This is a genomic window from Caulobacter sp. AVps16 (assembly GCF_058681455.1).
Genome location: NZ_CM178739.1, coordinates 1,101,957 through 1,124,237 on the forward strand (window position 1 = coordinate 1,101,957; position 22,281 = coordinate 1,124,237).

Consider the following 22,281-nt stretch of genomic DNA (forward strand, 5'->3'; position numbering starts at 1 on the left):
TATCAGTATCAAGCCGCCAATCAAGACTGCAGATGCAATATACAAATGATTTTTTGTGAAAGAAAATTTCTTCTTCTGCGGTGTTTTTCGACGCCGCTTTCTTACGACTTTTTCCATTTTGGACCATTTCTAGATTGTGCGTGTATCAAGCGTAAGAAGATCTATGTCGTTTGCCCTGGGTTGAGCCTGTTTTGTCTATCGTGCGCAGGTACGAGATGCTCGGCCCAGCGGGGCTCGGCGGCTGACGTCACCCAAGGGCATAGCTCAGAAAGGGTATAGCAGGGTCAGATAAGGCGTCGAAGTCAGACCCAGGTCTAGAGAATCCCCGCTCGAAGCAGATCATGCACATGCAATATGCCAACGGGGCGCTCGCCATCGACCACAAACAGCACCGTAATCCGGCGCTCATTCATGATTTTCAGGGCCTCGGCGGCCAGGGCGGCAGATCCGATGGTCAAGGGCGCGCGCGTCATGACCTCGCTGGCGACATGGCCCATCAGGCCATCCAGGTGGCGCCGCAGATCGCCATCGGTGATCAGGCCCACAAGGGCCCCGGAGCTGTCTGTGACCCCGACGGCACCGAAGCGCTTTTCGCTCATCACCAGCAGGGCTTCGGCCATGGGGGCGTCGACGGCGGCCAGCGGCAGTTCCTCCGCGCCATGCATCAGATCGCCGACCGTGCGCAGCATGGAGCCAAGCTTGCCGCCGGGGTGGAACACGCGAAAATCGCTGGCGGTGAAACCGCGCCGTTCCAGCAGGGCGACAGCCAGGGCATCGCCAAGGGCCATCTGCAGGGTGGTCGAGGTCGTCGGCGCATTGACCTCTGCGGTCGCTTCCGGGGCGTCGGGAAGCAGCAGCACGATGTCGGCTGCGCGGCCAAGCTGGCTCTCTGCAACGGCAGTTATGGCAATCAGGGGGATAGAGAAGCGTTTGGCATAGGCCAGGGTGTCGGACAGTTCGCGAGCTTCGCCCGACTTTGAAAGCGCCAGAACGACATCGTCCTGGCCGATCATGCCCAGATCGCCATGACTGGCCTCAGCGGCATGGACAAACATGGCCGGTGCGCCGGTCGAGGCCATGGTCGCGGCGATCTTGCGGGCAACGTGTCCTGACTTGCCGATGCCGGTGCAGACTACGCGTCCCTTGGCGGCAAACAGGGTCTCGACGGCCCTGGCAAAGGCGTCGGACAGCGTGTCCGAAAGCGACCGAAGGGCTTCTGCTTCGCCCAGGATGACGCGCTGGCCGACCGCGACAGCGTCAAAATCGCTCATTGCACGGCTCCGCCCGCAGCCTTGACGGCCCGCACGGCTTCCTCGGCCCGGCGTCGGGCACCTTCCTTTTCGCGCTCGATCTTGGCCCGCATTTCCGGCGTCTGCTGGATGGGCGTCGACCCGAAAGGATCTGGCGAACGTGCGCCATAACCTTGCGGCCAGACCAGGGCGAGGGCGATCATCGCAAAGGCGATCAGCGCCATCAGGGGCATGAAAATGCGATCGGACATGAGCCTGCCTATAGCATGTGTCGCGCGGACGGGGAGGGGGCGCTTGACGTGAAGCGCCTCTGGGCCTAGCCCGCCCGTGTCATCTCGCAAGGAGGCCCGATGCCGACCCTCGTCCTGCTCCGCCATGGCCAGAGCCAGTGGAATCTCGAGAACCGCTTCACCGGATGGGTGGACGTCGATCTGACCGCCGAGGGCGAAGCCCAGGCGCGCAAGGGCGGCGAACTGATTCAGTCGGCCGGCATCGAACTCGACGAGGCCTTCACCTCCGTTCAGACCCGCGCGATCCGAACCTGCAATCTGGCCCTGGATGCTGCTCGGCAAAGCTTTGTGCCGGTGACCAAGGACTGGCGGCTGAATGAGCGTCACTATGGTGGACTGACCGGCCTCAACAAGGCCGAGACCGCCGCCAAGCATGGCGAGGCCCAGGTCACGATCTGGCGCCGGTCCTACGACATTCCGCCGCCGGAACTGGCCCCGGGCGGCGAGTACGATTTCAGCAAGGACCGCCGCTACGCCGGCAAGGACCTGCCCGCGACGGAAAGCCTCGCGACCACGCTTGTTCGTGTACTGCCCTACTGGGAGGCCGCAATCGCGCCCAGGCTTTCGGCGGGCGAGACGATCCTGGTGGCCGCCCATGGCAATTCCTTGCGTGCCATCGTCAAGCACCTGTTCAACGTGCCGGACGCCGAGATCGTTCATGTCGAGATCCCGACCGGCAATCCGCTGGTGATCGAGCTCGACCTGGGCCTAAAGCCCGTGGCGGTGCGCTACCTTGACGGGAGCCGCGCCGAGTCCCTGCCGGCCATAGGCTGACGGTACCGGAAGGCCTTGGAAACTCAGCGTTAATGCCGCAGGAGGCATGGTCGGGATCCATCCATCTGGATAGATCGCAAGTAACATGACCGCTCCTGTGGCCACGGGCCACGAGTATCGGCGCCTGACGCAATATGACGTGGACGTGATCTGCGCCAAGCACGACCGGCTGTGGGCGGCTCGTCTTGGCGGCGCGCGGGCCGTTTTTGCGTTCTGCGATCTGTCCGGTCTTTCGGTCACCGGGCGAAATCTCTGCGACGCCGATTTCACCGGCGCGCTGCTGGTCGGTTGCGACTTGCGCAAGGCCAAGCTCGACAATGCCAATCTCTACGGGGCCGACCTGCAGGGGGCTGACCTGTCCGACGCCTCAATGCGACGGGCTGACCTGCGGGGATCAAGTCTGAGGGGCGCCAATCTAACCGGGGCCGACCTTTTCGAGGCCGATCTGCGGGAAGGGGCCATAGCCGCCGCGGATCGCAAGGAAGGCTACAAGATCCTCGAGCAGACCCATCGTGAGGCCTATGCCACGGGTGCCATCCTGGCCGGCGCGAACCTTGAGCGCTCGCGGCTTTCCGGAATCGTCGCGAACAAGGCGGACTTCAGTGATGCGATCCTGAAGGATGCAAAGCTGGTCCGCGCCAATCTGAAGCAGGCCAATTTCAACGGTGCCAACCTCGCAGGGGCCGATCTGTCTGGTGCCAACCTGTCCGGCGCGGACCTGCGCAACAGCGTTCTGGTCGGTGCAAAGACCCAGGCCTGGAACGTCAGTGACACCAACATGGACGGGGCTTTGACTGACAAGCCCTCTGGAACGAGCATATCGGACCTGCCCTACGAACAGATGATCGCCGACCATGCGCGGTGGTGTGAAACCGGGGGCTCGGAAGGCAAGCCCTCGGCCTTTGACAAGGCCGACCTGCGGAATCTGAAAACGATCCGCGGCTTTAACCTGACTGCGCTTTCGGCCAAGGGGGCGGTATTCTACGGCCTCGACATGGAAGGCGTGCAGCTCCAGGGTGCCCAACTTGAGGGGGCCGACCTAAGGGCCTGCAATCTGCGCCACGCCGATCTCCGCGGTGCCCGCCTGCGCGGTGCCAAGCTATCAGGTTCGGACCTCAGAGATGCGCAACTCGGCCCGCTGCTGATCGGGCCGGATCGGCTGCTGCCATCGGATCTGACCGGAAGTCTGCTGACCAATGCGGATCTCGCTCGAGCGGATCTCCGTCAGGCCTGTTTCAGTGGTGCGGACCTTTCTCGCGCCAATTTCACCAATGCCAATCTCAAGGACGTCGACCTTACCGGAGCCCTTCGGGCGGGCTCGCGCGGCCTAAACGGGGTTCTTTGATCCGGCGCGACATTTCCGCGCACTTTTAACGGTTCACTCGTTCATCCCCGATAGGGTCCGACCACAGAACGTGGTTACGGGAGTATCAGGGGCATGAACGCCGCGCAGAGCATGGCCGGCAGGCGACGCCTTAGCCAGGCCGAGCTCGACATGATTTTGACAGCCCACGAGAAGTTCGTGACTGGGAAGCAAGGCGGCCGGCGCGCTTCTCTGAAGTTCGTAAACCTGTCCGGTCTGGACCTCTCATTCCGTAATCTTGTGGACGCTGATTTTACCGGGTCGGCTCTCGAAGGCTGCCGCATGGTCCGCACAAAGCTGGATCGTGCGAGTCTCTTCGGCTGTGACCTGCGCAAGGCTGATCTGCGGCAATCGGTTATGGTGCGTGCCGACCTCCGCGGGGCCTGTTTGCGCGGTGCCAACCTCGCCCAGGCGGATCTGACCCAGGCGGATTTTCGAGAAGGGCAAATCGCCATTCCTCACCCGAGCAAGGGTCTCGATACCCTTCGGCACGAGACGCGCCAGGGCGAAGTCGATGAGGTCAATTTCTCGGGCGCGACCCTCGATGGTTCGCAGTTCGAAGGGGTGTCGGCGTTCAAGGCCGATTTCAGCGACTGTTCCCTGCGCGGTGCCAAGCTGTCGGGGGCCAATCTCAAGGAAGCCAACCTCTCGGGGGCCATTCTGGACGGTGCCGACGTGAAGGGTGCCAATCTTGAAGGGGCCAATCTGCAGGGATCGGTCATGGCTGGCGTCGATACCTCGACGGCGCGGACCACGGGCTCGAACATGAGCGGCGCTTTGATCGCTGTCACGCCCCAGGCGCTCGCACGGGTCAAGGAGCTCTACCAGCGTGCCCTGGACAACCAGCTCTGGTGTCAGTCCGGCGGACAGGAAGGTCAGTGCGCGCGTCTGGACGGCGAGGACCTGCGTCCCTTGGCCGATCGCCTCAAGGGCCTGCGCCTCACGGCGATGAGCGCCAAGGGGGCGTGTATGGTCGGTATGGATCTGTCTGGTGCCCAGCTTCAGGGAGCCAACCTCCAGAACGCTGATCTTCGCGCGGCCAATCTTCGCGGTGCCGATCTGCGTGGGGCCAAGCTTACCGGTGCCAACTTGACCAAGGCCGATCTGCGCCAGGCCTTCCTGACGGCCCTGCCTCTCGGGCCGGACCGCCGAACCGTGACCCATCTCGGGTCCGCGCGCCTGCGCTATGTCATGGCCCAGACAGCCAATCTTTCAGAGGCCGTGCTCGACGGTGCTGATCTGCGCGGAGCCGATTTCACCGGGGCCCGTGTGCTCAAGACCAGTTTCCGGGACTGTGATCTTAGCCAGGTGCAGGGTCTGGACCTCTCAGGCCCCAGCTAGCCCGGCTGCTGAAAGACGCGGGGGGACCTTCGTCAGGTCTGACTTTTGCCTCGACACGAAAAAGGCGGCGCATCGCTGCGCCGCCAGAGTCGGGGAGGGGGAAGACGTCGATGTCGGAGGTGGCCGGTCAGGCGGCCTTGTCGGCCTTGACCTTCTTGCCTTCGATCAGCGGAGCGGCCTCCGACTTGATCTCAATTGTCCGGGGTTTGAGGGCTTCGGGCAGTTCGCGCTTCAGGGCGATCGACAACAGGCCATCGGCCAGGGCCGCATCCGTTACGACCACATAGTCGGCCAACTGAAAGCGGCGCTCGAAATTGCGCTCAGCCAGGCCGCGATGCAGGTAGCGCTTGGCTTCGTCATTGGCCGTCTTGCGGCCGGTGACGGTGAGAAGGTTTTCCTTCACCTCGATAGACAGTTCGTCCGGCTTGAACCCGGCGACGGCCAACTCGATCCGGTAGGCGTTCTCGTCGGTGCGTTCAATATTGTAGGGCGGATAGCCCGACGCGGCCTCATTCGACGCTGCGGCGTCGAGCAGGGAGGCCAGTCGGTCGAAGCCGACGACAGACCGATAGAGGGGGGAAAGGTCGATGGTACGCATGGTGACATCCTTCTCATCAAGCAAGGTTGCGGTGTCAGTTCGTCCCTTTGGCGACCCGAAATCGGCATCGCCTGCGGTCCGGAAGGCCCGGAAGTCCAGCGCCTTCGATTAATTAGTTGGGGTGCCTCTTTTCGACTTCAAGAGGCGAAAATGATCCACGGTCGCTAAGGGCTTGATTGCCGCAATTGCCCGGCTAAGGTCGCCGCTCCTGACGCGGAAGAGCCCCCCAAATGACCCACCGTCGCCATGTCCTGATTCTGGCAGCAGCCCTCTGTGTGGCTGCTGCTCCCTCCGCCTTCGCCCGCGATGCGGCGCTGAAGGCCGCTGTCGCTGCACCTCAGCGACCGGCTGCTGATGTCGCGCGTGATGGTGCTCGCCATCCGTATGAGAGCCTGTCTTTCTGGGGGGTGAAGCCCCGCCAGACGATCATCGAAGTGTCTCCGGGCAACGGGTACTGGACCGAGATCCTCGCGCCCTACGCCAAGGCGACGGGTGGCGTTTACATCGCCGGTGTCGCCGATCTGGCCAATCCCAAGCTCTCAGAGGGGGCTCGTAAGGGCCGCGAAGCCTTTGAAGCCCGTTTTGCCAAGGATGAGCGGTACGGCAAGGTCGGCTATGCCAATTTTGGCGCTGTCTCCGCTCCCTTGGGGGCTCCCGGGTCAGCCGACCTCGTGCTGACCGCCCGAAACGTCCACAACTGGACTGTTCAGCCGGGCGTTGCGGACAAGGTATTCGCGGACTTCTTCGCTGTGCTCAAGCCGGGCGGCATGCTGGCCGTCGAGGAGCATCGCGCGGACCCGAAGTCCGAGACCAGCGCCGGCGCTGACGGGTACCTCTCCACGGCTACCGTTGTCGCCTTGGCCGAGAAGGCCGGCTTCAAGCTGGACGCCAAGTCCGAGATCAATGCCAACCCCAAGGATACCAAGGATCACCCCTTCGGCGTCTGGACCCTGCCGCCGGTCAAGCGCACCGCCCCCGGTGGCCAACCTGCCGACCCGACCTTCGATCGCACCAAGTATGACGCGATCGGCGAGAGCGACCGGATGACCCTGCGGTTCCGCAAACCTGGCTGAAGCGGCGCATTCTGGCCAAGGTCGCGACTTAGTCTGGCGGCGTTCGTAAGGGGGAAGAATGCTTCCGGATACAACCTGGTCCAGGCGCGGCGTGATCGTTGCCGGGGCGGCCGCAAGCCTTGCCGGCTGCGGTCGCAAGGCCGCCGAAGCGCCCCCGAAGGCACCGAACAAGGCGCAGAATGACACCATAGAGGCGGCGGTCGGCGGGTCTTGGCGCTCGCCGGCCGACCGTGCGCGAGATCCGTGGCGCCATCCTGTCGAGAGCCTGACCTTCTGGGACCTGAAGCCGGGTCAGACCGTCGTGGAATTCTGGCCTGGCGCGGGCTGGTACACGGAAATCCTGGCTCCATTTCTCGCGGCCACGAAGGGCAAGCTTTATGCCCCAACTCTGCAGGCGGATGGCCAGGACCCATCGGCTATCGAGGTCGTGGAGGCCTATCGTCATAAGCTGGCTGAGAAGTCCAAGCTCTACGGGCGTGTGGAGATTACGGCCTTTGGCCCGACGAGTGGTCCCGTCGCGCCGGCGGGCTCGGCGGATCTGGTGCTGTTCCTGCGCAATGTGCACAACTGGATGGCCGCCGGCATAGCCGAGAAGGCCTTCAAGGACGCCTTGGTGGCGCTCAAGCCTGGCGGCATTCTCGGGATCGAGGAACACCGGGGCCAGGCGGGGCGCATCCAGGATGTCCTGGCCGCAGACGGCTATGTTCAACAGGCCTATGTCGAGCAGATGGCCCAGGAGGCGGGCTTCATCATGGTCGGGTCCAGTGAGATCAACGCCAACCCGCTCGACACCAAGGATCATCCTTTCGGCGTCTGGACCCTGCCACCAACCCGGCTCTCGGCCCCAAGGGGAGAACCGCCCGAACCCGGGTTCGACCACGCCAAGTATGACGCGATTGGCGAAAGCGATCGGATGACCCTCAAATTCATGAAGCCCAAATGAGCGGAAAAATGACAAACCGAACGCGCCTGGTTCCGGCCTTGGCCTTGGCGCTGGCCATGGGCGCTGCTGCACCCGCCCTTGCCGGCCAACTGACGGTTTCCACGGACAAGGCCTTTCCGTTTCTGGAAAGATTCCTGAAGCTTCCGCCCGGTGAGAAGGCCCGCTTCCGATTGATCTATTCGCCCCGGGTCAATGGCAAACCCATCACTGGTCAGAAGGCGACCCTGATCGAGTCCAATGGCAACAGGACCGTCATTCCGATCAATGCTGATGGCTACTACGAAAAGACCCCAAGCCTGGCCCAGCTCTCCGACGCCAAGGTCGCCTTTGATGCACCGGTTGGCACCAAGTTCGGGACCTCGATGGCTTTCCTCACGACCCTGAAGGCCGAGACCGAGTACGAGGTCAAGGACCTGGTGGCCACTGTCGAGGAAACCAACGGCGTCATTCGTCGTCAGGCCGGACCTGCCGCCATGCTCGCACCCAAGATGGGCGGTGTCGCTTTTGTAAAGGCCCAGGGCGGGGTTGCCGTCTTTGCTGATGGCCGAACGAAACCTCTGCCCCAGGTCAAGGAGACCCCCTATTTTCTCCACGATGATTTTCCGGGTGCCGTGAAGGTAAAGTTGACAAAAACTCCAACTAGGGTCGGGTTCTATCCGAAGAAGAAATAAGCAAGGTCGGGTCTGAACGGTGTTTACTTGCCGCCTCTGCCCGGTCTAGCTTTTGCCAACGCAACACGCGAAAAAACAAGGAGAACGCGCAAATGGCCACGCTGCAGGAAATCACCGATCGTATTAAAGGCGCCGTGGGCGACGACAGCGGTCTGGGCAAGAGCCTGAAGTTCGACCTCAAGGACGCCGGTGTCGTGCACATCGACGGCGGTTCGGTCACCAATGAAGACAAGCCCGCCGACCTGACCATGACCCTCAGCATGGATGACCTGCTGGCCATCGGTGCCGGCTCTCTCGACCCCACCATGGCGGTGATGACCGGCAAGCTGAAGCTGTCGGACATGGGCGTGGCCATGGCGCTCCAGTCGAGCATGGCGGCGCTCTTCTCGAAGATGCGCTGATCCCATGTCGGAGCAGGCCCCTCTGGTATCGATTCCCGAGGTGCCTGTCCCCGACCATGGAACGGCTGAATGGTTTGGCGGCGCGGATGGGGCAACCCTCCGCGCCGCTTGCTTTTTTCCCGAGGTAGAGCCTCGCGGCTCTGTGATCGTTAGTCCCGGCCGCAGCGAACCGATCGAGAAATACTTCGAAGTCGTCCAGGACCTGCTGGATCGCGGTTTCGCAATCCTGGTCCACGACTGGCGCGGGCAGGGGCTGTCGGCCCGGGCTCTGCCCGACCGGCTCAAGGGGCACGCCAGGGGTTTCAAGCCCTTTTTGAGTGACTACACGACCCTGCTGGACACCTTCGAGGATCGCTTGCCCAAGCCCTGGATCGCGCTGGGCCACTCGATGGGCGGTTGCCTTACCACCCTGGCCCTGGCCCAGGGCGAGCGACGTTTTTCGGCCTGTGTCCTCTCTGCCCCGATGCTGGGCCTCAATACCGGCAAACGTCCCGCGCGCGCGGCGCGAGCCCTGGCCTGGATCATGGCCCGTGCCGGTTTCGCTGGGGACTATGCCCTGGGCGACCGGGGTGACCCCTTCACGCACAGCTTCGCCACCGATGCCCTGACCCATGACCAGGCGCGCTATGAACGCTACCGGGCACAACTTCTGGCCAATCCCGACATCGCGCTGGGCGGGACGACCTGGGGCTGGATCGATTTCGCCTTTTCCGCCTGCGCCTGGCTGCGCCGTTCTCCGGGTGTTGAAGCGATTTCGATCCCGGTGACCATTGTCGGGGCCGGCGAGGATACCCGAGTGAAGAACGCGGACCTCAAGGCGATCGCCGACCGCATTCCCAAGGGGCGTTACCTCGAGGTCGAGGGGGCCTTCCATGAGGTGCTGATCGAAACGGATGACCGCCGGGCCCCGTTCTGGGCGGCCTTTGATGAGACGGTTGCGGCGGTCGCGCCTATTTCGCCGACCGCCTGAGCGATACCAGAGCCTCGTCGAGTGGCCGACGATCTCCCGAGATCACCATCTGCCCGCCTTGCTGGCCAATGGGCCGGCCGTGCCAGTCGGTGACGACGCCACCGGCACCCTCGATCACCGGAATGGCCGCCTCAATGTCCCAGGATTTCAGGCCGGCCTCGATGACCATGTCCATCTTGCCCAGGGCCACCATGGCATAGGCATAGGCATCGCAGCCCAGCCGGGCCAATTTGGCAGCCGCGCGGACCTGCAGCCAGGCCGCCCGTTCGGCCCCGTCAAAGCAGGCATCCGGATCCGTGGTGGCGATGATGGCGCTGGTCAGCTCGGCGCATGCCCGCACCTGGATTGGGCGCTCGGCACCGCGCGACAGCAGGCGCGAGCCCCCGGCATGGCCCAGAAAGATTTCGCCGAGATAGGGCTGGCCGATGGAGCCAAGGACCGGGCGACCCTGATGCCGCAGGCCGATCAGCGTGGTCCAGACCGGCAGGCCAGAGATAAAGGCGCGAGTGCCGTCAATAGGGTCGAGCACCCAGACGAACTCGGCGTCGGGACGGTCCTCGCCATATTCTTCGCCGATCACGCCATGCTCGGGATAGGTCTTGGCGATCAGGGCGCGGATCGCGGCTTCAGCGCCGCGGTCGGCTTCCGTCACCGGGTCAAAGGCGGCATGGCTCGCCCGCGGGAGATCCTTGCCGGCCCCCTTGTCTTCCAGCCCGTGGTCGGCCCGGAACAGGGGGAGTATGACCTCGGCCGAAGCGCGGTTCAGGTCGATGATGAAGGCGTCAAGCGCCGCAAGCCGGTCAGCAGAAAGCGTCATGGGCGGGGTTTAACGCCCCCGCCACACGTACGCCACTCACACTTATGCGTCGGCGTGCTCGCCGCCGTTCAAGGACTTGGCCAGATCCAGCAGGCGACGACGCGGACGCTCGCCGAGCAGGTAGTAGGCCCGGATCAGATCCAGGGTCTCCTTGCGGGCAAACATTTCGCCACCTTCGGCGTCGCTGGTCGTTTCGCGGCGAACCTGGTCGGAAAGCCCGTCATAGAAATAGCCGACCGGAACTTCCAGCGCTTCAGACAGCTGCCAGAGGCGAGCCGCCGAGATACGGTTCGCACCGCACTCGTACTTTTGGATTTGCTGGAATCGCACGCCCACCGTGCCCGCCAGTTGCTGCTGGGTCAGGCCCAGAAGACGGCGGCGGCGGCGCAAACGCTTGCCCAGATGCACGTCGATGTCATTACCCATGGAAAGCCAAGCCCCCCTGTTAAGTATCGAGCGTCCCGAAACGGAACGGTCCGCTCTGACAGCCGCAAGTCGCGTGCCGGGCGAAGCGACATTGCGCGCGGCGTGCAAGCCAGCCTACTAAGAAGGCATGTCGGATAAGCGTCGGCCTTGGGCCCAGGATCTGCTCTGGCGCATGGAAGCGCTGGGCTTTGACCTCTTCATCGCGTTGTTTCGCCTTCTGGGCGTGGACGCGGCGTCAAGCCTTGGCGGCTGGATCGGCCGGACCTTTGGTCCCCTGAGTGGCGCGCACAAGGTGGCCGAACGCAATTTGCGGCTGGCCTTCCCGGAAAAGGACGCCGCCTGGCGCGCCGAGACCCTGGTCGCGCAATGGGACGGTCTGGGGCGCTCCTTTGCGGAATTCCCCCTGATGGACAGGATCCTGCCCTCCACCGGCCGTGTCGAGGTGGTCAACAAGGAACGCCTGGCCGAGATCGCCGAGAAGAAGATCCCGGTCGTGTTCGTGTCAGGCCACCTGTCGAACTGGGAGGTGATGCCGGCGGCGATCGTCGACTCCGGGGTCATCTGCGAAATGACCTACCGGGCGGCCAACAATCCCTATGTGGACAAGCGCATCAAGGACAGCCGGTTCCGCTATGGCGTGAGGCTGTTTGCCCCCAAGGGCGGTGATGGTGCCCGTGAACTGCTGGAGGGGATGAAGGAAGGCCGGTCCGTCGCCCTGATGAACGATCAGAAGTTCAATAATGGCGTGGCTGCGCCGTTCTTTGGCCACGACGCGCGCACCGCGCCTGGCCCGACGCGACTGGCGATCCGTTTTGGCACGGTGCTGCAGCCGATGTCCGTGCAGCGCATCAAGGGCGCGCGGTTTCGGGCCGTTGTGCATGACCCGATCGTTCCGCCTTCGACCGGCGATCGCTCCGCGGACATCGAGGCTGGCGTGCGGCTGATCAATGCCTTCATGGAAGACCGCATCCGCGAGCGTCCGGCCGAGTGGTTCTGGGTACATCGCCGTTGGCCCAACGAGGTCTATGCGGCCATGGCCGCTCAGGCCGAGGACTAGATTTCCACCGTGTCGCGGTTTGAGCCTTCGCCCTTGCGGCGGAACGGGCCGGCATGGTTGGGATCGTCCCGCCGCCGGCGGCAGGGGCCGAAATAGTCCGCCGACCGAATGAATGGCCGGGGCTTGAAGATCACCGCGTCAATCCGGTCGAGCAGCGAGCGCGCCGTCACCGGCTTGACCACGATTTCGGTCACGCCGGAGTCGCGGGCCTCGAACACCCTGTGCCGTTCAGCGAAACCGGTCAGCATGATGATCGGCAGGAAGGGATCGGCGCTGTCTGGTGAATTGCGCACTAGCTGGGTGAACTGCACCCCATCCAGGGGGGACATCTTGAAGTCGACAATGGCGATGTCGATCATGCTCTCGCGCATGGCTTGCAGGGCTTCTGCACCATCGGTCGCTTCGCGAATGTGCCGAACGCCCACGCCATTCAGAATGGCGGCGACAATGGCCCGCATATGGTGGTTATCGTCCACCAGCAGAAAGCGCAAATTCGCGTAGTCCGCCGCCATGCGGTGGGTGTCTCCGTGTCTGTCCGTGACCCTGTCTCTGGATAGAGAGATCAGGCCTAACGAGTGGTTAATTTTCGCGCTAGAGTCGAGGCCTGCGCAGATCGACCATAAGGGACGGGTCAAGGTTGCGCCCCCGCCATTTCATGCGCCAGCAGAGATGGGGTCCCGTAGCGCGGCCCTCACGTCCCACGGCACCGATCTCCTGGCCCTGCGTGACCAAATCTCCGGCCATTACAATCACTTTTGACAGGTGAAGATAGGCGGTAATCAGGCCCTGTCCGTGGTCGATCAGAACGAGGCCGCCCTCGAAGTGCAGGCCCGTTTCGGCAAAGGACACCTGTCCGCCCGCCGGCGCTCGAACCGGTGTCCCGACAGGGGCGGCCAGATCAACCCCAAAATGGGGACGCCGGGGCTCGCCATTGAGGATGCGCTGGCCGCCGAACCGCGCCGAGCGCCTGGCCCTGACCACGGGCATGATGAAGCCATCCTTGAAGGCGTCCAGGTCCGCGAGGCTGCTGAAGCCCTTCGCCTTGCGTTCGCCCTCGGCGGCGATCCGGGCCAGCAGGAGCGGGTCTTCCGGCGCGACCTGGTCGGCCGCCAGACCATTGATCTGCTGGATATCAAAATCGCCGGGGGCGACGGCCAGGGTTTGGCTGGCGGAACCGTCTGATGTCGTGACCGTCAGGACCTGGGTGAGCGGGGCGTCGCGGTCGAAACCGACGAAGAACCAGCCATCGGCCGAGGCCATGCCGACAATCTCGCCGTCCAGATCAAGGGTGGCGAGGGGTGTCGTCCGGCCTATGGCGAAACCACCCTGAACCAGCCGGCCATACAGATCCAGCGGCGCGGTCGCGGCGGAAACTGGGGTGCCAACCCCGACCAGAGCCGGGCCGCAAAGGGCCAGGCCCGCCAGAAGCGCCCGGCGGTTCAGGCCGAGGTCTCTTGCCAGCGCTTCATGGCCTCGGCCGGGCTGGCATAGGCTTCCTGCAATTCGGGGCTCCAGTAGCGCAGAGCCTCTAGCGAGACCTTGGCACCGGTGACGGCGCACAGCACGAAGCGACCCGGCGACATGACGGCGAACTCGCCGTCGCCGTAGTGGAGCACGGCCAGGCCGTCGGGCTTTCCAAGGTCGCGGTCATAAGCGTTCATGAGGCCCTTTTACGCCAATGCGGCGTCTCAGAACAGATCGCCTTGATCAGGTTTTGGTGTTGTCGGTTTCGCCCGCGCGGGTTTGGGCGTGCCGACTGTCAGCGGCGTGACGACGGGCGGTGCACTGTCGTCGATCAGGGCGTTGCGATCGCCGTCCCCGAACTGCAGGCTGACCCAGTCGCCGGGGCCGAGGCTGGCGGCCGAGCGGACGATTGAGCGATCCGCCTTGCGGACAAGGGCAAAGCCCATATCCAGCGGTCGGCGAGGATTGAGGGATTGGCGCAGCTTCTCAAGACTGGTCAGGCGATCCTCGTCACGACGCAGGCGGCGCTCGCCGGCCGCGTTGAGGCGGCTCCACAGGGCGGGCAGGCGGGCATTCTGGGCGATGCGCTCGGGCGTGCGGTGTGCCGCCAGATCCAGGCGCTGGGTCAGGTCGGTCAGGCGGTCGGCCTTTTGCTGGCGCTGACGGCCCAGGGCCTCGGGCGAAAGGCGGGCAGTCACGCGAAGCAGGGCCTGGGCATGGACGGCGGTGTTGCGGCCCAGGGCGGCATCCAGTCGCCCTGCGGCGATGTCGAACCGCTGCTGGGCCAGGGCCAGAAGGTCGGCCGGGCGGGGCAGGCCGCGGGCGGCACTGACCAGGCGGGTGCGGCGATCCTCGATCAGCCTCGCGCCGCTGCGGTTCAGGCGGCGGTCGTAGTCAGAGACAAGGGCACGAAGTTCGCCCAGCACCGGCGTGGCGATCTCGGCGGCGGCCGTCGGGGTTGGCGCGCGGCGGTCAGAGACGAAGTCGATCAGGGTTGTGTCGGTCTCGTGGCCGACAGCCGAGATCAGCGGGATATCGCTGGATGCCACGGTGCGGGCCAGGGTCTCGTCATTGAAGGCCCAAAGGTCTTCGACCGATCCGCCGCCGCGGGCGACGATCAGGATGTCGGGCCGCGGAATGGCTCCGCCCGGCGTTATGGCGTTGAAGCCTCGAATGGCCCCCGCCACCTGTGCGGCGGCCTGATCGCCCTGAACGACTACCGGCCAGACCAGGACATGGCAGGGCCAGCGGTCGCGGATGCGGTGCAGGATATCGCGGATCACCGCCCCGGTCGGGCTGGTGATGACGCCGACCACGGCGGGCATCGAGGGCAGGGGGCGCTTGCGGCTGGCCTCGAACAGACCCTCGCCGTGCAGCTTGGCCTTCAGCCGCTCCAGCTGGGCCAGCAGGGCCCCTACCCCGGCGGCCTCCATGCTTTCTATGACGATCTGATAGCGCGATCCGGCCGGATAGGTGGTGATCTTTCCGGTGACGATGACTTCCAGGCCGTGCTCGGGCCGCACGCCCAGGCCGCGCACGGAGCCCTTCCAGACCACGCCGTCGATGGCCGACTTGTCGTCCTTGATCGTCAGATAGACGTGGCCGTTGGAGTGGTGGGTGACCTTCGACAACTCGCCGCGCAGCCGCACATGGGAATAGCTGGTCTCCAGCGTGCGCTTCAGCGCAAAGGCCAGTTCCGAGACGGAATAGGCTGGCGCGTTGGAATCAGGGGCGGTGACGTCGGTCATCCGCACAGCATAAGGCCCTCCCCGACGAACGGGGAGGGCCGCATGAGAGACTTGTTCTTGTGGGTAGGGTCTAGATGTAGCGGCGCAGCGAGCGGGCCAGCTCGGTGGGGCCGGCCTTCTTCTTGGATTGTTGCGGCTGGTAGGCCACCCGGGCGTGTTCGCCGCAATAGGGGCCTTCCGAAGAGCGGCGGCCGCAGAAGGTGAAGCCGTCCGACGAGGGATCGCCGATTGGCCACTTGCACATGTGGGCGCCGAGGGTCAGGACGGTGGCCGAACCGGGCTGCTCATCGCGGAAGGCGGGCAGGGTCGGGGGCGCGACGCCGGCCGACACCACGGCCTGGACCGGAGCATGCTCCGGCGTGACGACCCGCCGAGGCGCGGACGGCATGGTCTGGGCGGCGGGCCGGGCCGGGCGTGGAGCCTTGAAGGCCGGACGCGCCGGTTGCGAGGGAGCCGCGCGGCCAGACAGGCCCAGACGGTGCACCTTGCCGATCACGGCGTTGCGCGTGACGCCACCCAATTGCTTGGCGATCTGACTGGCCGAAAGCCCGTCCAGCCAGAGCTTCTTCAAGGTGGTGACCCGATCGTCGGTCCAGCTCATACGCATCTCCCGCCATGTCATGAAGGCCGAGGCTTCCCCAAGCCCAGGACCCCATATCTGGTGTCTTGACCACCCCGCCGGCGGTCGTCCTACTAGATATCGTAAAGAAAACCTTAACCCACACAATGGGCGCCCAGTGGTCTGTCCACAGAAACTAGATGTTGATTTGGATCGGGTCCGACTTGCGTCCGGTGAGCGCAAAGCGCAAATGCCGGTGGTTCGACAGCGCAGAATTGCCACCGGTTTCGACGGCAATCGCGCTATGGATAAGGGGTTCAGCGTTTTCGAGGTCCTCGAAAACCCGGGGCGTCATTCGGGACTCGGATCTATGAAAGACATGGCAGACAGCGTCGTTCCGCCGCAGCCGCGCGACTATCACGGCTGGAACTGGAGCGGCTTCTTCACCCTCTATCAGCGCGAGATCCGCCGCTTCTGGAAGGTGGGCACCCAGACGGTCGCCGCGCCGGTGGTGACGACCCTGCTCTACATGCTGGTCTTCGTGGTCGCAGTCGGTCCCGCCCGTCAGGCCGTGGACGGCGTCAGTTTCGGCCAGTTCGTGGCCCCGGGCCTTATCATGATGGCCATTCTCAACAATGCCTTCGCCAACTCGTCCTCCTCGCTGATCCAGGCCAAGATGATGGGCCTGACGCCGGACTTTCTGACTCCGCCGCTGTCGCCCCTGGAGCAGGTCTCAGCCTTTGCCCTCGGGGCGGCGACCCGGGGTGTGGTGGTCGGGGCGGTTACGGCGATCGTGATTGGCGTCCTGCCGGGGGCCGGCCTGGGCATCGCCCATATCTGGCCGATCTTCTATTTCGGCATCGGCGCGTCGCTGATCCTCGGCCTCGCCGGCATTCTGGCCGGTCTGTGGGCCGAAAAGTTCGACCAGCTCTCGGCCGTGACCAACTTCCTGATCATGCCGATGACCTTCCTGTCGGGGACCTTCTATCTGGTGGATCGCCTGCCCGAGCCCTTCCGGTCGGCCAGTCACTACAACCCTTTCTTCTACCTGATCGATGGCTTCCGCTACGGGTTCATCGGCCACGCCGACGGCTCTATCCAGGTCGGGGTGATCGCGACAGCCCTCCTGACAATCGGCCTTTTCCTGTGGTGCTGGCACCTGTTCCGCACCGGATATCGCCTCAAGACCTGAGGGGGGTCACCCGGAAGCAACAGGGCGGACAATTTCCCTGAACTTGCCCTGGACCCTTCATTGACAGAGCGCTGTTCCGCGGCGACAACCTGCGGCCTTCCGGTCCCCGTGCGAACAGTGCGGGGGCTTATTTCCTTTCTGGGAGGCGGTCTTGACCAGCCCGACGTCGTCGCAGTCTTCGCAACAACACATCATGGGCGTCTACAATCGCGCCCCGCTTGCGTTCGACCGGGGCCGAGGCGCGCGCCTGTTCTCGACGGATGGTGAGGAATATCTGGATTGCGTCGGCGGCATCGCGACCGACGGTCTTGGCCATGCCCATCCGGTTCTGGTTGAAGCGCTGAAGACCCAGGGCGAGAAGCTCTGGCACGTCTCCAACATCTTCCGGATCCCCGAGCAGGAAGAACTGGCTGACAAGCTCTGCGCTCACAGCTTCGCGGATGTGGTGTTCTTCACCAACTCGGGCACTGAGGCCATCGAGTGCGCCCTGAAGACGGCGCGCAAGTACCACACGGCCAACGGCCAGCCCGAGCGCACCGAGATCTTCGGCTTCGACGGTTCGTTTCACGGCCGCTCCTATGCCGCAGTCAACGCCTCCGGCAATCCGAGCTATGTCGAAGGCTTTGGTCCCCGCCTGCCGGGCTACAGCCAGCTGAAGTTCGGCGACCACGACGCCCTGAAGGCGGCCGTTGCCCTGCCGACCACCGCAGCGATCATCGTCGAGCCCGTGCAGGGCGAGGGCGGTGCCCGGGCCATTCCCGAGCACTGCCTGGTCAGCCTGCGCTCGCTCTGCGACGAGCACGGCGTGCTGCTGATCTATGACGAGGTGCAATGCGGCATGGGCCGGACCGGCAAGCTGTTCGCCTATGAGTGGGCCCCGGGCGGCGAGCCGCACATCATGGCCGTGGCCAAGGCGCTCGGCGGCGGCTTCCCCGTCGGGGCTTGCCTGGCCACCACCGAGGCGGCCAAGGGCATGACCGTTGGCGTCCATGGCTCGACCTTTGGCGGCAACCCCCTGGCCATGGCCATCGGCAAGGCCGCGCTTGAAACGATCAACACGCCCGAGATCCTCGACAACGTGAAGTCGGTAGCCGGTTATTTCGTCCAGCAGCTCAATGGTCTGAAGGATCGCTTTCCGGACGTCATCGTCGACATCCGCGGCAAGGGTTTCCTGATCGGGATCAAGCTGGTCTCGAACAATCGCGAGTTCATGGTTCTGGCGCGCGACGAGAAGCTGCTGGTGGCTGGTGGCGGCGACAACTGCGTGCGTCTGCTGCCGCCGCTGAACCTGACCCTCGAAGAGGCCAGTGAAGCCATCGCCAAGCTCGAAAAGGCCTGCGAGGCCGCGCGGGCAAAGCTGGCCGCCGCTTAACCCCTGAACTCTTACGCGCGTCCCGGCGAAAGCCGGGACCCAGCACACGCCCTCTCAAGTCCTGGAGAAATCCGGGCCCCGGCCCTCGCCGGGGAGAGCGGCGAGGGAATGGCAATGACCCAACCCCGGCACTTTATCGACCTGTGGAAGCTCGACGGCGCAACGCTGCGGCTGCTGCTTGAGGACGCCAAGGCCCGCAAGGCTGCCCGCAAGGGTTGGGGCAAGGGCAGGGTCGACGCCGACGCACCGGCGGACGGCCGGGTTCTGGCGATGATCTTCCAGAAGAACTCGACCCGTACCCGGTTCTCGTTTGACGCGGCGATCCGTCAGTTGGGCGGCAGCGGGATCATTTCGACGTCAAACGACATGCAGCTGGGTCGGGGTGAGACCATCGAGGACACCTCGCGCGTGCTGTCCCGGATGGTCGATGCCGTCATGATCCGCGCAAATAGTCACGCCGACGTTGAGCGCTTTGCCCAGGTTTCGACCGTGCCGGTGATCAATGGCCTGACGGACAAGAGCCACCCCTGCCAGATCATGGCCGATCTGCTGACCATCGAGGAACATCGCGGTGATGTCGGCGGCAAGACCATCGCCTGGGTCGGCGACGGGAACAATGTCTGCTCCAGCTTCATCCATGCCGCTCCGCTGCTCGGCTTCAAGCTGAAGATCGCCTGTCCCGCCGTCTATCATCCTGATCTGGTGGATCTGGCCCGCGCTGCCGATCTGCAGGGTCAGGTGACGATGACCGACGATCCCAAGGAAGCGGTGCGCGGAGCCGACGTGGTGGTGGCCGATACCTGGGTGTCGATGGGCGATACCGACCATGACGAGCGTCTGGCCGCCCTGGAGCCCTATCAGGTCGACGAGGCCCTGATGGACCTGTCAGCGCCGGACGGTGTCTTTCTGCACTGCCTGCCGGCTCACCGGGGCGAGGAAGTCACCGACGCCGTGCTGGACGGTCCGCGCTCCCTGGCCTGGGACGAAGCTGAAAACCGGATCCATGCCCAGAAGTCGATCCTGGCCTGGGCGTTCGGCGCGATCGGCTAGGGAGGGCGCCGGCCAGCGCCCGGTGGGGGTGGAACACTGGCCGGCTTTGCCGCTGCATATGGGCAGAAGCAGCGACCTTCTTGGGGTGCGCCGACTCTGCCTGTCCGACAATGGGCCCTGCGGTGGATCGTACCCATTATGGGAAGATCAGGCTGGGGCGGACGTGGTGAGGTGTGGCCGCGACATCCAGGGGCTCGCATTTTCGCCGGAAGCCCCTATTTAACCGCCCCATGACTGACACCACCGCCATACCCGCCCTCGACGACATCGTTTCCGCCTTTCAGATCGAGGGCCTGCCCGTGCGCGGCCGTGTCGTTCGCCTCGGCGCAGCCGTTGACGAGGTGCTGACCCGCCATGACTATCCCGAGCCTGTCGCCAATCTGCTGGGCGAGGCCTGTGCCCTGGCGGCCCTGGTGGGCTCGAGTCTGAAGTTTGAGGGGCGGTTGATCGTCCAGGCCCAGGGCGATGGGCCGGTGCGCTATGTGGTGGTTGATTACGACACCAGCGGGGGCCTGCGCGGCTATTGCCGGTTCGATCCGGACGAGGTGGCCCAGGTTTCGGAAGGCTTTGCCCGTCCGGGTGCCAAGACCCTGCTCGGCGGAGGCGTGTTCATCATGACGCTCGACCAGGGGCCTGACATGGACCGCTATCAGGGCGTGACGCCGATCGAGGGCGAAACCCTCGCTTTGTGCGCTGAGCAGTATTTCCTCCAGTCGGAGCAGACTCCGACGCGCGTCCGTCTGGCTGTCGGTCAGGCTGACATCGGCCAAGGCCCGACCTGGCGGGCCGGCGGCATCCTGATCCAGTCGATCGCCGGCGATGAGACGCGCGGCGAGACCAAGGAGGCCTGGAACCACGCTCAAGCCTTTTTCGAAACGACCGGCGAGGACGAGCTGATTGATCCGGCCCTGGGCACCCCGACGCTGCTCTGGCGGCTGTTCAATGAGGACGGCGTGCGTCTGCTGGAAGAAAAGCCGCTGCGGTCGTTCTGCCGCTGCTCGGAAGATCGTATCGGCGCCGTGATCCAGTCCTTCACCGATGCCGAGAAGGCCGAAATGATCGAGCCCGACGGCAAGATCCACGTGACCTGCGAATATTGCTCGCGGGTCTATGCCCTGGACCCCGCCGAGGTGGGCTAGAGCCATTTGTGACCCGGCACCTTCAAGTGAGTGTGCGAAACGCAATCCAATTCAGAGGTTTAGGTCAGGCTTCTGATTGGCGGTGCGTTTCGCCACCCTGGGAATAGGCCCTAGTTCAGGCGCTTTGCAGCGCCGGGAAGGTGCAGGGAGAACTCCGGGATCTCGGCGTCAAACACCTCGCCGCCTTCGGTCATCATCTGGTAGCTGCCGCGCATCGACCCTGATGCGGTCGGCAGCGGACAGCTGGAGACATAGCGGAAGGCCTCGCGGGCCTTCAGTTCCGGCTGCTCACCGACCACGCCCGAGCCCTCGACCTCATTGCAGCGATTGAGCGAGTCGGTGATCGCCCAGCGACGGGCGACCAGATGCACGGTCTCGACGCCGTGGTTTTCGATCTCGACCGTGTAGGACCACAGATACAGGCCCTCTTCCGGCGCGGACTCTTCTGGCAGATAGGCCGGCGCAACCCGCACGACGATGTCGCGCGTGCGCGCTTCATAGATGCCGCCATCGGCGCCTCTACGTCGACGGATCCGCTGCAGGGGCGGAGAGGTTTCACGCCTGGTCGAGCGCACGGATCACATCTCGGGTTAGATCTTCGAGGCTTTCGAGGCCGACGGACAGGCGAACGCCACCCTCGACAACGCCCAGTGAAGGGCGCTGGTCTTCGGGCACAGAGCGATGGGTGGTGGTCGGCGGATGGGTCGCCATCGACTTGGCGTCGCCCAGATTGTTGGAGATGTCGACGATCTCAAGGGCGTTGAGGAAGTTGAACGCGGCTTCCCGCGAACCCAGGTCGAGGGCCACGACGGTGCCGCCGCCGGTCATCTGCGACTTGGCGACATTGTGGCCCGGATGATCGGGTCGGAAGGGGTAGAGCACAGACTGGGTCTTCTTGTGCTCGGCCATGACATTGGCCAGGGCAAAGGCGGTGTCGGTCTGGCGACGGACGCGCAGGTCGAGGGTTTCCAAGCCCTTGACAAGGACCCAGGCATTGAAGGGCGACAGCGACGGGCCCGTATGGCGCAGGGCGTCGCGGTAGAACTCCTCGTTGATGGCCTCGCTGGTCAGGATCGCGCCGCCCAGCACACGGCCCTGGCCGTCGATATGCTTGGTGGCCGAATAGACCACGATGTCGGCACCGAGCTTGAGCGGCTGCTGGAAGATCGGGGTGGCGAAGACATTGTCGACGATCACCTTGGCCCCGACGGCGTGAGCCATCTCGGACACTGCGCGGATGTCGGTGATCTCCAGCACCGGATTGGACGGCGTCTCGATCAGTACGGCCTTGGTGTTGGGGCGCATGGCCGCTTCCCAGGCCTTGGGATCAGTGGCGTCGACGAAGGTGGTCTCGACCCCAAAGCGTGGCAACCATTCAGAGATCAGCCAGCGGCACGACCCGAACAGGGCGCGGCCGGCCACAACATGGTCTCCAGCCTTGACCAGGCCCATCAGCGACATGTGGATCGAAGCCATGCCTGTGGCCTGGGCACGGCAGACCTCAGCCCCCTCCAGCAGGGCCAGGCGATCCTCGAACATCTTCACGGTCGGATTGTTGAACCGCGAATAGACGAAGCCGGGATCCTCGCCGGCGAAGCGGCGATCCGCCCCCTCCGCGCTGTCATAGGTAAAGCCCTGGGTCAGGTAGAGCGCCTCAGCGGTCTCCATATGCTGCGACCGGGCCAGCCCCCCGCGGATCAGCTTGGTCGCGATGTCCCAGTCTTTCGGGTCCTCGGCCACGGGGTCTTCCTTCTTCGGCGCGGAAAAGCCCGGCATAAGGGGT

The 22,281-nt window shown here is 64.4% G+C and carries 25 protein-coding genes; 13 read left to right on the plus strand and 12 right to left on the minus strand.

The features are described 5' to 3' along the window. Positions 1-314: 314 nt before the first annotated feature. Together ACW17U_RS05250 and ACW17U_RS05255 are read right to left on the minus strand one after the other, a co-directional pair. Positions 315-1,271 carry a KpsF/GutQ family sugar-phosphate isomerase gene (locus tag ACW17U_RS05250; RefSeq protein WP_492055110.1) on the minus strand — a complete coding sequence of 319 codons (957 nt, stop codon included), beginning with the start codon at positions 1,269-1,271 and terminating at the stop codon, positions 315-317. After that, entirely contained in the window at positions 1,268-1,501 is a 234-nt protein-coding gene (locus ACW17U_RS05255) for a hypothetical protein (protein ID WP_062147257.1), read from the minus strand. Before ACW17U_RS05255 ends, ACW17U_RS05250 begins: the two co-directional genes overlap by 4 nt. 99 nt (positions 1,502-1,600) lie before the next feature. On the opposite strand from ACW17U_RS05255, the gene gpmA reads away from it, so the two are divergent. From gpmA to ACW17U_RS05270, 3 genes are all read left to right on the plus strand, one after another. Further along, complete coding sequence (gene gpmA, locus ACW17U_RS05260; protein WP_492055111.1) at positions 1,601-2,314, plus strand: 2,3-diphosphoglycerate-dependent phosphoglycerate mutase; 714 nt, start codon at positions 1,601-1,603, stop codon at positions 2,312-2,314. Positions 2,315-2,399: 85 nt separating this feature from the next. Further along, positions 2,400-3,659 (plus strand): pentapeptide repeat-containing protein, encoded by a 1,260-nt coding sequence (locus ACW17U_RS05265; protein WP_062147251.1) that lies wholly within the window; start codon positions 2,400-2,402, stop codon positions 3,657-3,659. Positions 3,660-3,752: 93 nt separating this feature from the next. Next, on the plus strand, positions 3,753-5,018 hold the full coding sequence (locus ACW17U_RS05270; protein ID WP_062147248.1) for a pentapeptide repeat-containing protein: 1,266 nt from the start codon (positions 3,753-3,755) through the stop codon (positions 5,016-5,018). A gap of 127 nt (positions 5,019-5,145) precedes the next feature. On the opposite strand, the gene ACW17U_RS05275 is transcribed toward ACW17U_RS05270, so the two are convergent. Then, positions 5,146-5,616 (minus strand): Hsp20 family protein, encoded by a 471-nt coding sequence (locus ACW17U_RS05275; protein ID WP_062151599.1) that lies wholly within the window; start codon positions 5,614-5,616, stop codon positions 5,146-5,148. Positions 5,617-5,846: 230 nt separating this feature from the next. On the opposite strand from ACW17U_RS05275, the gene ACW17U_RS05280 reads away from it, so the two are divergent. The 5 genes from ACW17U_RS05280 (at position 5,847) to ACW17U_RS05300 (ending at position 9,674) form a co-directional block, all read left to right on the plus strand. Then, the gene (locus tag ACW17U_RS05280) at positions 5,847-6,689 is read left to right on the plus strand and encodes a class I SAM-dependent methyltransferase (RefSeq protein WP_492055112.1); all 843 of its coding nucleotides are present in this window, start codon (positions 5,847-5,849) and stop codon (positions 6,687-6,689) included. 58 nt (positions 6,690-6,747) lie between these two features. Further along, a complete protein-coding gene (locus ACW17U_RS05285; protein ID WP_492055113.1) occupies positions 6,748-7,632 on the plus strand; it encodes a class I SAM-dependent methyltransferase in 885 nt (294 codons plus the stop codon). A gap of 8 nt (positions 7,633-7,640) precedes the next feature. Further along, a complete protein-coding gene (locus ACW17U_RS05290) occupies positions 7,641-8,303 on the plus strand; it encodes a hypothetical protein (RefSeq protein ID WP_492055114.1) in 663 nt (220 codons plus the stop codon). 92 nt (positions 8,304-8,395) lie between these two features. Beyond that, complete coding sequence (locus tag ACW17U_RS05295; RefSeq protein ID WP_062147236.1) at positions 8,396-8,704, plus strand: SCP2 sterol-binding domain-containing protein; 309 nt, start codon at positions 8,396-8,398, stop codon at positions 8,702-8,704. Between the two features lie 4 nt (positions 8,705-8,708). Continuing rightward, positions 8,709-9,674, plus strand: a complete 966-nt coding sequence (locus ACW17U_RS05300) for an alpha/beta fold hydrolase (protein WP_492055116.1) — start codon at positions 8,709-8,711, stop codon at positions 9,672-9,674. On the opposite strand, the gene hisN is transcribed toward ACW17U_RS05300, so the two are convergent. Continuing rightward, the gene (gene hisN / locus ACW17U_RS05305; RefSeq protein ID WP_492055117.1) at positions 9,655-10,491 is read right to left on the minus strand and encodes a histidinol-phosphatase; all 837 of its coding nucleotides are present in this window, start codon (positions 10,489-10,491) and stop codon (positions 9,655-9,657) included. The two genes, ACW17U_RS05300 and hisN, sit on opposite strands and share 20 nt — an antisense overlap. Positions 10,492-10,533: 42 nt before the next feature. Further along, the gene (locus ACW17U_RS05310) at positions 10,534-10,917 is read right to left on the minus strand and encodes a helix-turn-helix domain-containing protein (protein ID WP_062147226.1); all 384 of its coding nucleotides are present in this window, start codon (positions 10,915-10,917) and stop codon (positions 10,534-10,536) included. 127 nt (positions 10,918-11,044) lie between these two features. Between ACW17U_RS05310 and ACW17U_RS05315 the strand changes: the two genes are divergently transcribed. Beyond that, on the plus strand, positions 11,045-11,974 hold the full coding sequence (locus ACW17U_RS05315; RefSeq protein WP_492055118.1) for a lysophospholipid acyltransferase family protein: 930 nt from the start codon (positions 11,045-11,047) through the stop codon (positions 11,972-11,974). Here the strand turns inward: ACW17U_RS05315 and ACW17U_RS05320 are convergent. From ACW17U_RS05320 to gcrA, 5 genes are all read right to left on the minus strand, one after another. Next, complete coding sequence (locus ACW17U_RS05320) at positions 11,971-12,486, minus strand: response regulator (protein ID WP_062147218.1); 516 nt, start codon at positions 12,484-12,486, stop codon at positions 11,971-11,973. The genes ACW17U_RS05315 and ACW17U_RS05320 overlap by 4 nt on opposite strands. Before the next feature lie 79 nt (positions 12,487-12,565). Then, positions 12,566-13,234, minus strand: coding sequence for a M23 family metallopeptidase (locus tag ACW17U_RS05325; protein WP_492055119.1), 669 nt, complete (start codon positions 13,232-13,234; stop codon positions 12,566-12,568). Between the two features lie 179 nt (positions 13,235-13,413). Next, the gene (locus ACW17U_RS05330; protein WP_492055120.1) at positions 13,414-13,635 is read right to left on the minus strand and encodes a DUF2093 domain-containing protein; all 222 of its coding nucleotides are present in this window, start codon (positions 13,633-13,635) and stop codon (positions 13,414-13,416) included. A gap of 27 nt (positions 13,636-13,662) precedes the next feature. Continuing rightward, positions 13,663-15,186 carry an exodeoxyribonuclease VII large subunit gene (gene xseA, locus ACW17U_RS05335; protein ID WP_492055121.1) on the minus strand — a complete coding sequence of 508 codons (1,524 nt, stop codon included), beginning with the start codon at positions 15,184-15,186 and terminating at the stop codon, positions 13,663-13,665. Positions 15,187-15,256: 70 nt separating this feature from the next. After that, positions 15,257-15,787, minus strand: coding sequence for a cell cycle sigma 70 cofactor GcrA (gcrA, locus tag ACW17U_RS05340; RefSeq protein WP_062147208.1), 531 nt, complete (start codon positions 15,785-15,787; stop codon positions 15,257-15,259). Between the two features lie 328 nt (positions 15,788-16,115). Between gcrA and ACW17U_RS05345 the strand changes: the two genes are divergently transcribed. From ACW17U_RS05345 to ACW17U_RS05360, 4 genes are all read left to right on the plus strand, one after another. Next, positions 16,116-16,937, plus strand: coding sequence for an ABC transporter permease (locus ACW17U_RS05345; RefSeq protein ID WP_062147205.1), 822 nt, complete (start codon positions 16,116-16,118; stop codon positions 16,935-16,937). Between the two features lie 151 nt (positions 16,938-17,088). Continuing rightward, the gene (locus ACW17U_RS05350; RefSeq protein ID WP_492055122.1) at positions 17,089-18,309 is read left to right on the plus strand and encodes an aspartate aminotransferase family protein; all 1,221 of its coding nucleotides are present in this window, start codon (positions 17,089-17,091) and stop codon (positions 18,307-18,309) included. Between the two features lie 114 nt (positions 18,310-18,423). Beyond that, the gene (gene argF / locus ACW17U_RS05355) at positions 18,424-19,359 is read left to right on the plus strand and encodes an ornithine carbamoyltransferase (RefSeq protein ID WP_492055123.1); all 936 of its coding nucleotides are present in this window, start codon (positions 18,424-18,426) and stop codon (positions 19,357-19,359) included. Between the two features lie 230 nt (positions 19,360-19,589). Next, the gene (locus ACW17U_RS05360) at positions 19,590-20,498 is read left to right on the plus strand and encodes an Hsp33 family molecular chaperone (RefSeq protein WP_492055125.1); all 909 of its coding nucleotides are present in this window, start codon (positions 19,590-19,592) and stop codon (positions 20,496-20,498) included. A gap of 110 nt (positions 20,499-20,608) precedes the next feature. Here the strand turns inward: ACW17U_RS05360 and apaG are convergent, their stop codons facing one another. Together apaG and metZ are read right to left on the minus strand one after the other, a co-directional pair. Continuing rightward, entirely contained in the window at positions 20,609-21,073 is a 465-nt protein-coding gene (apaG, locus tag ACW17U_RS05365) for a Co2+/Mg2+ efflux protein ApaG (RefSeq protein WP_492055126.1), read from the minus strand. Continuing rightward, complete coding sequence (gene metZ, locus ACW17U_RS05370; RefSeq protein WP_492055692.1) at positions 21,054-22,238, minus strand: O-succinylhomoserine sulfhydrylase; 1,185 nt, start codon at positions 22,236-22,238, stop codon at positions 21,054-21,056. Before metZ ends, apaG begins: the two co-directional genes overlap by 20 nt. Positions 22,239-22,281: the final 43 nt, after the last annotated feature.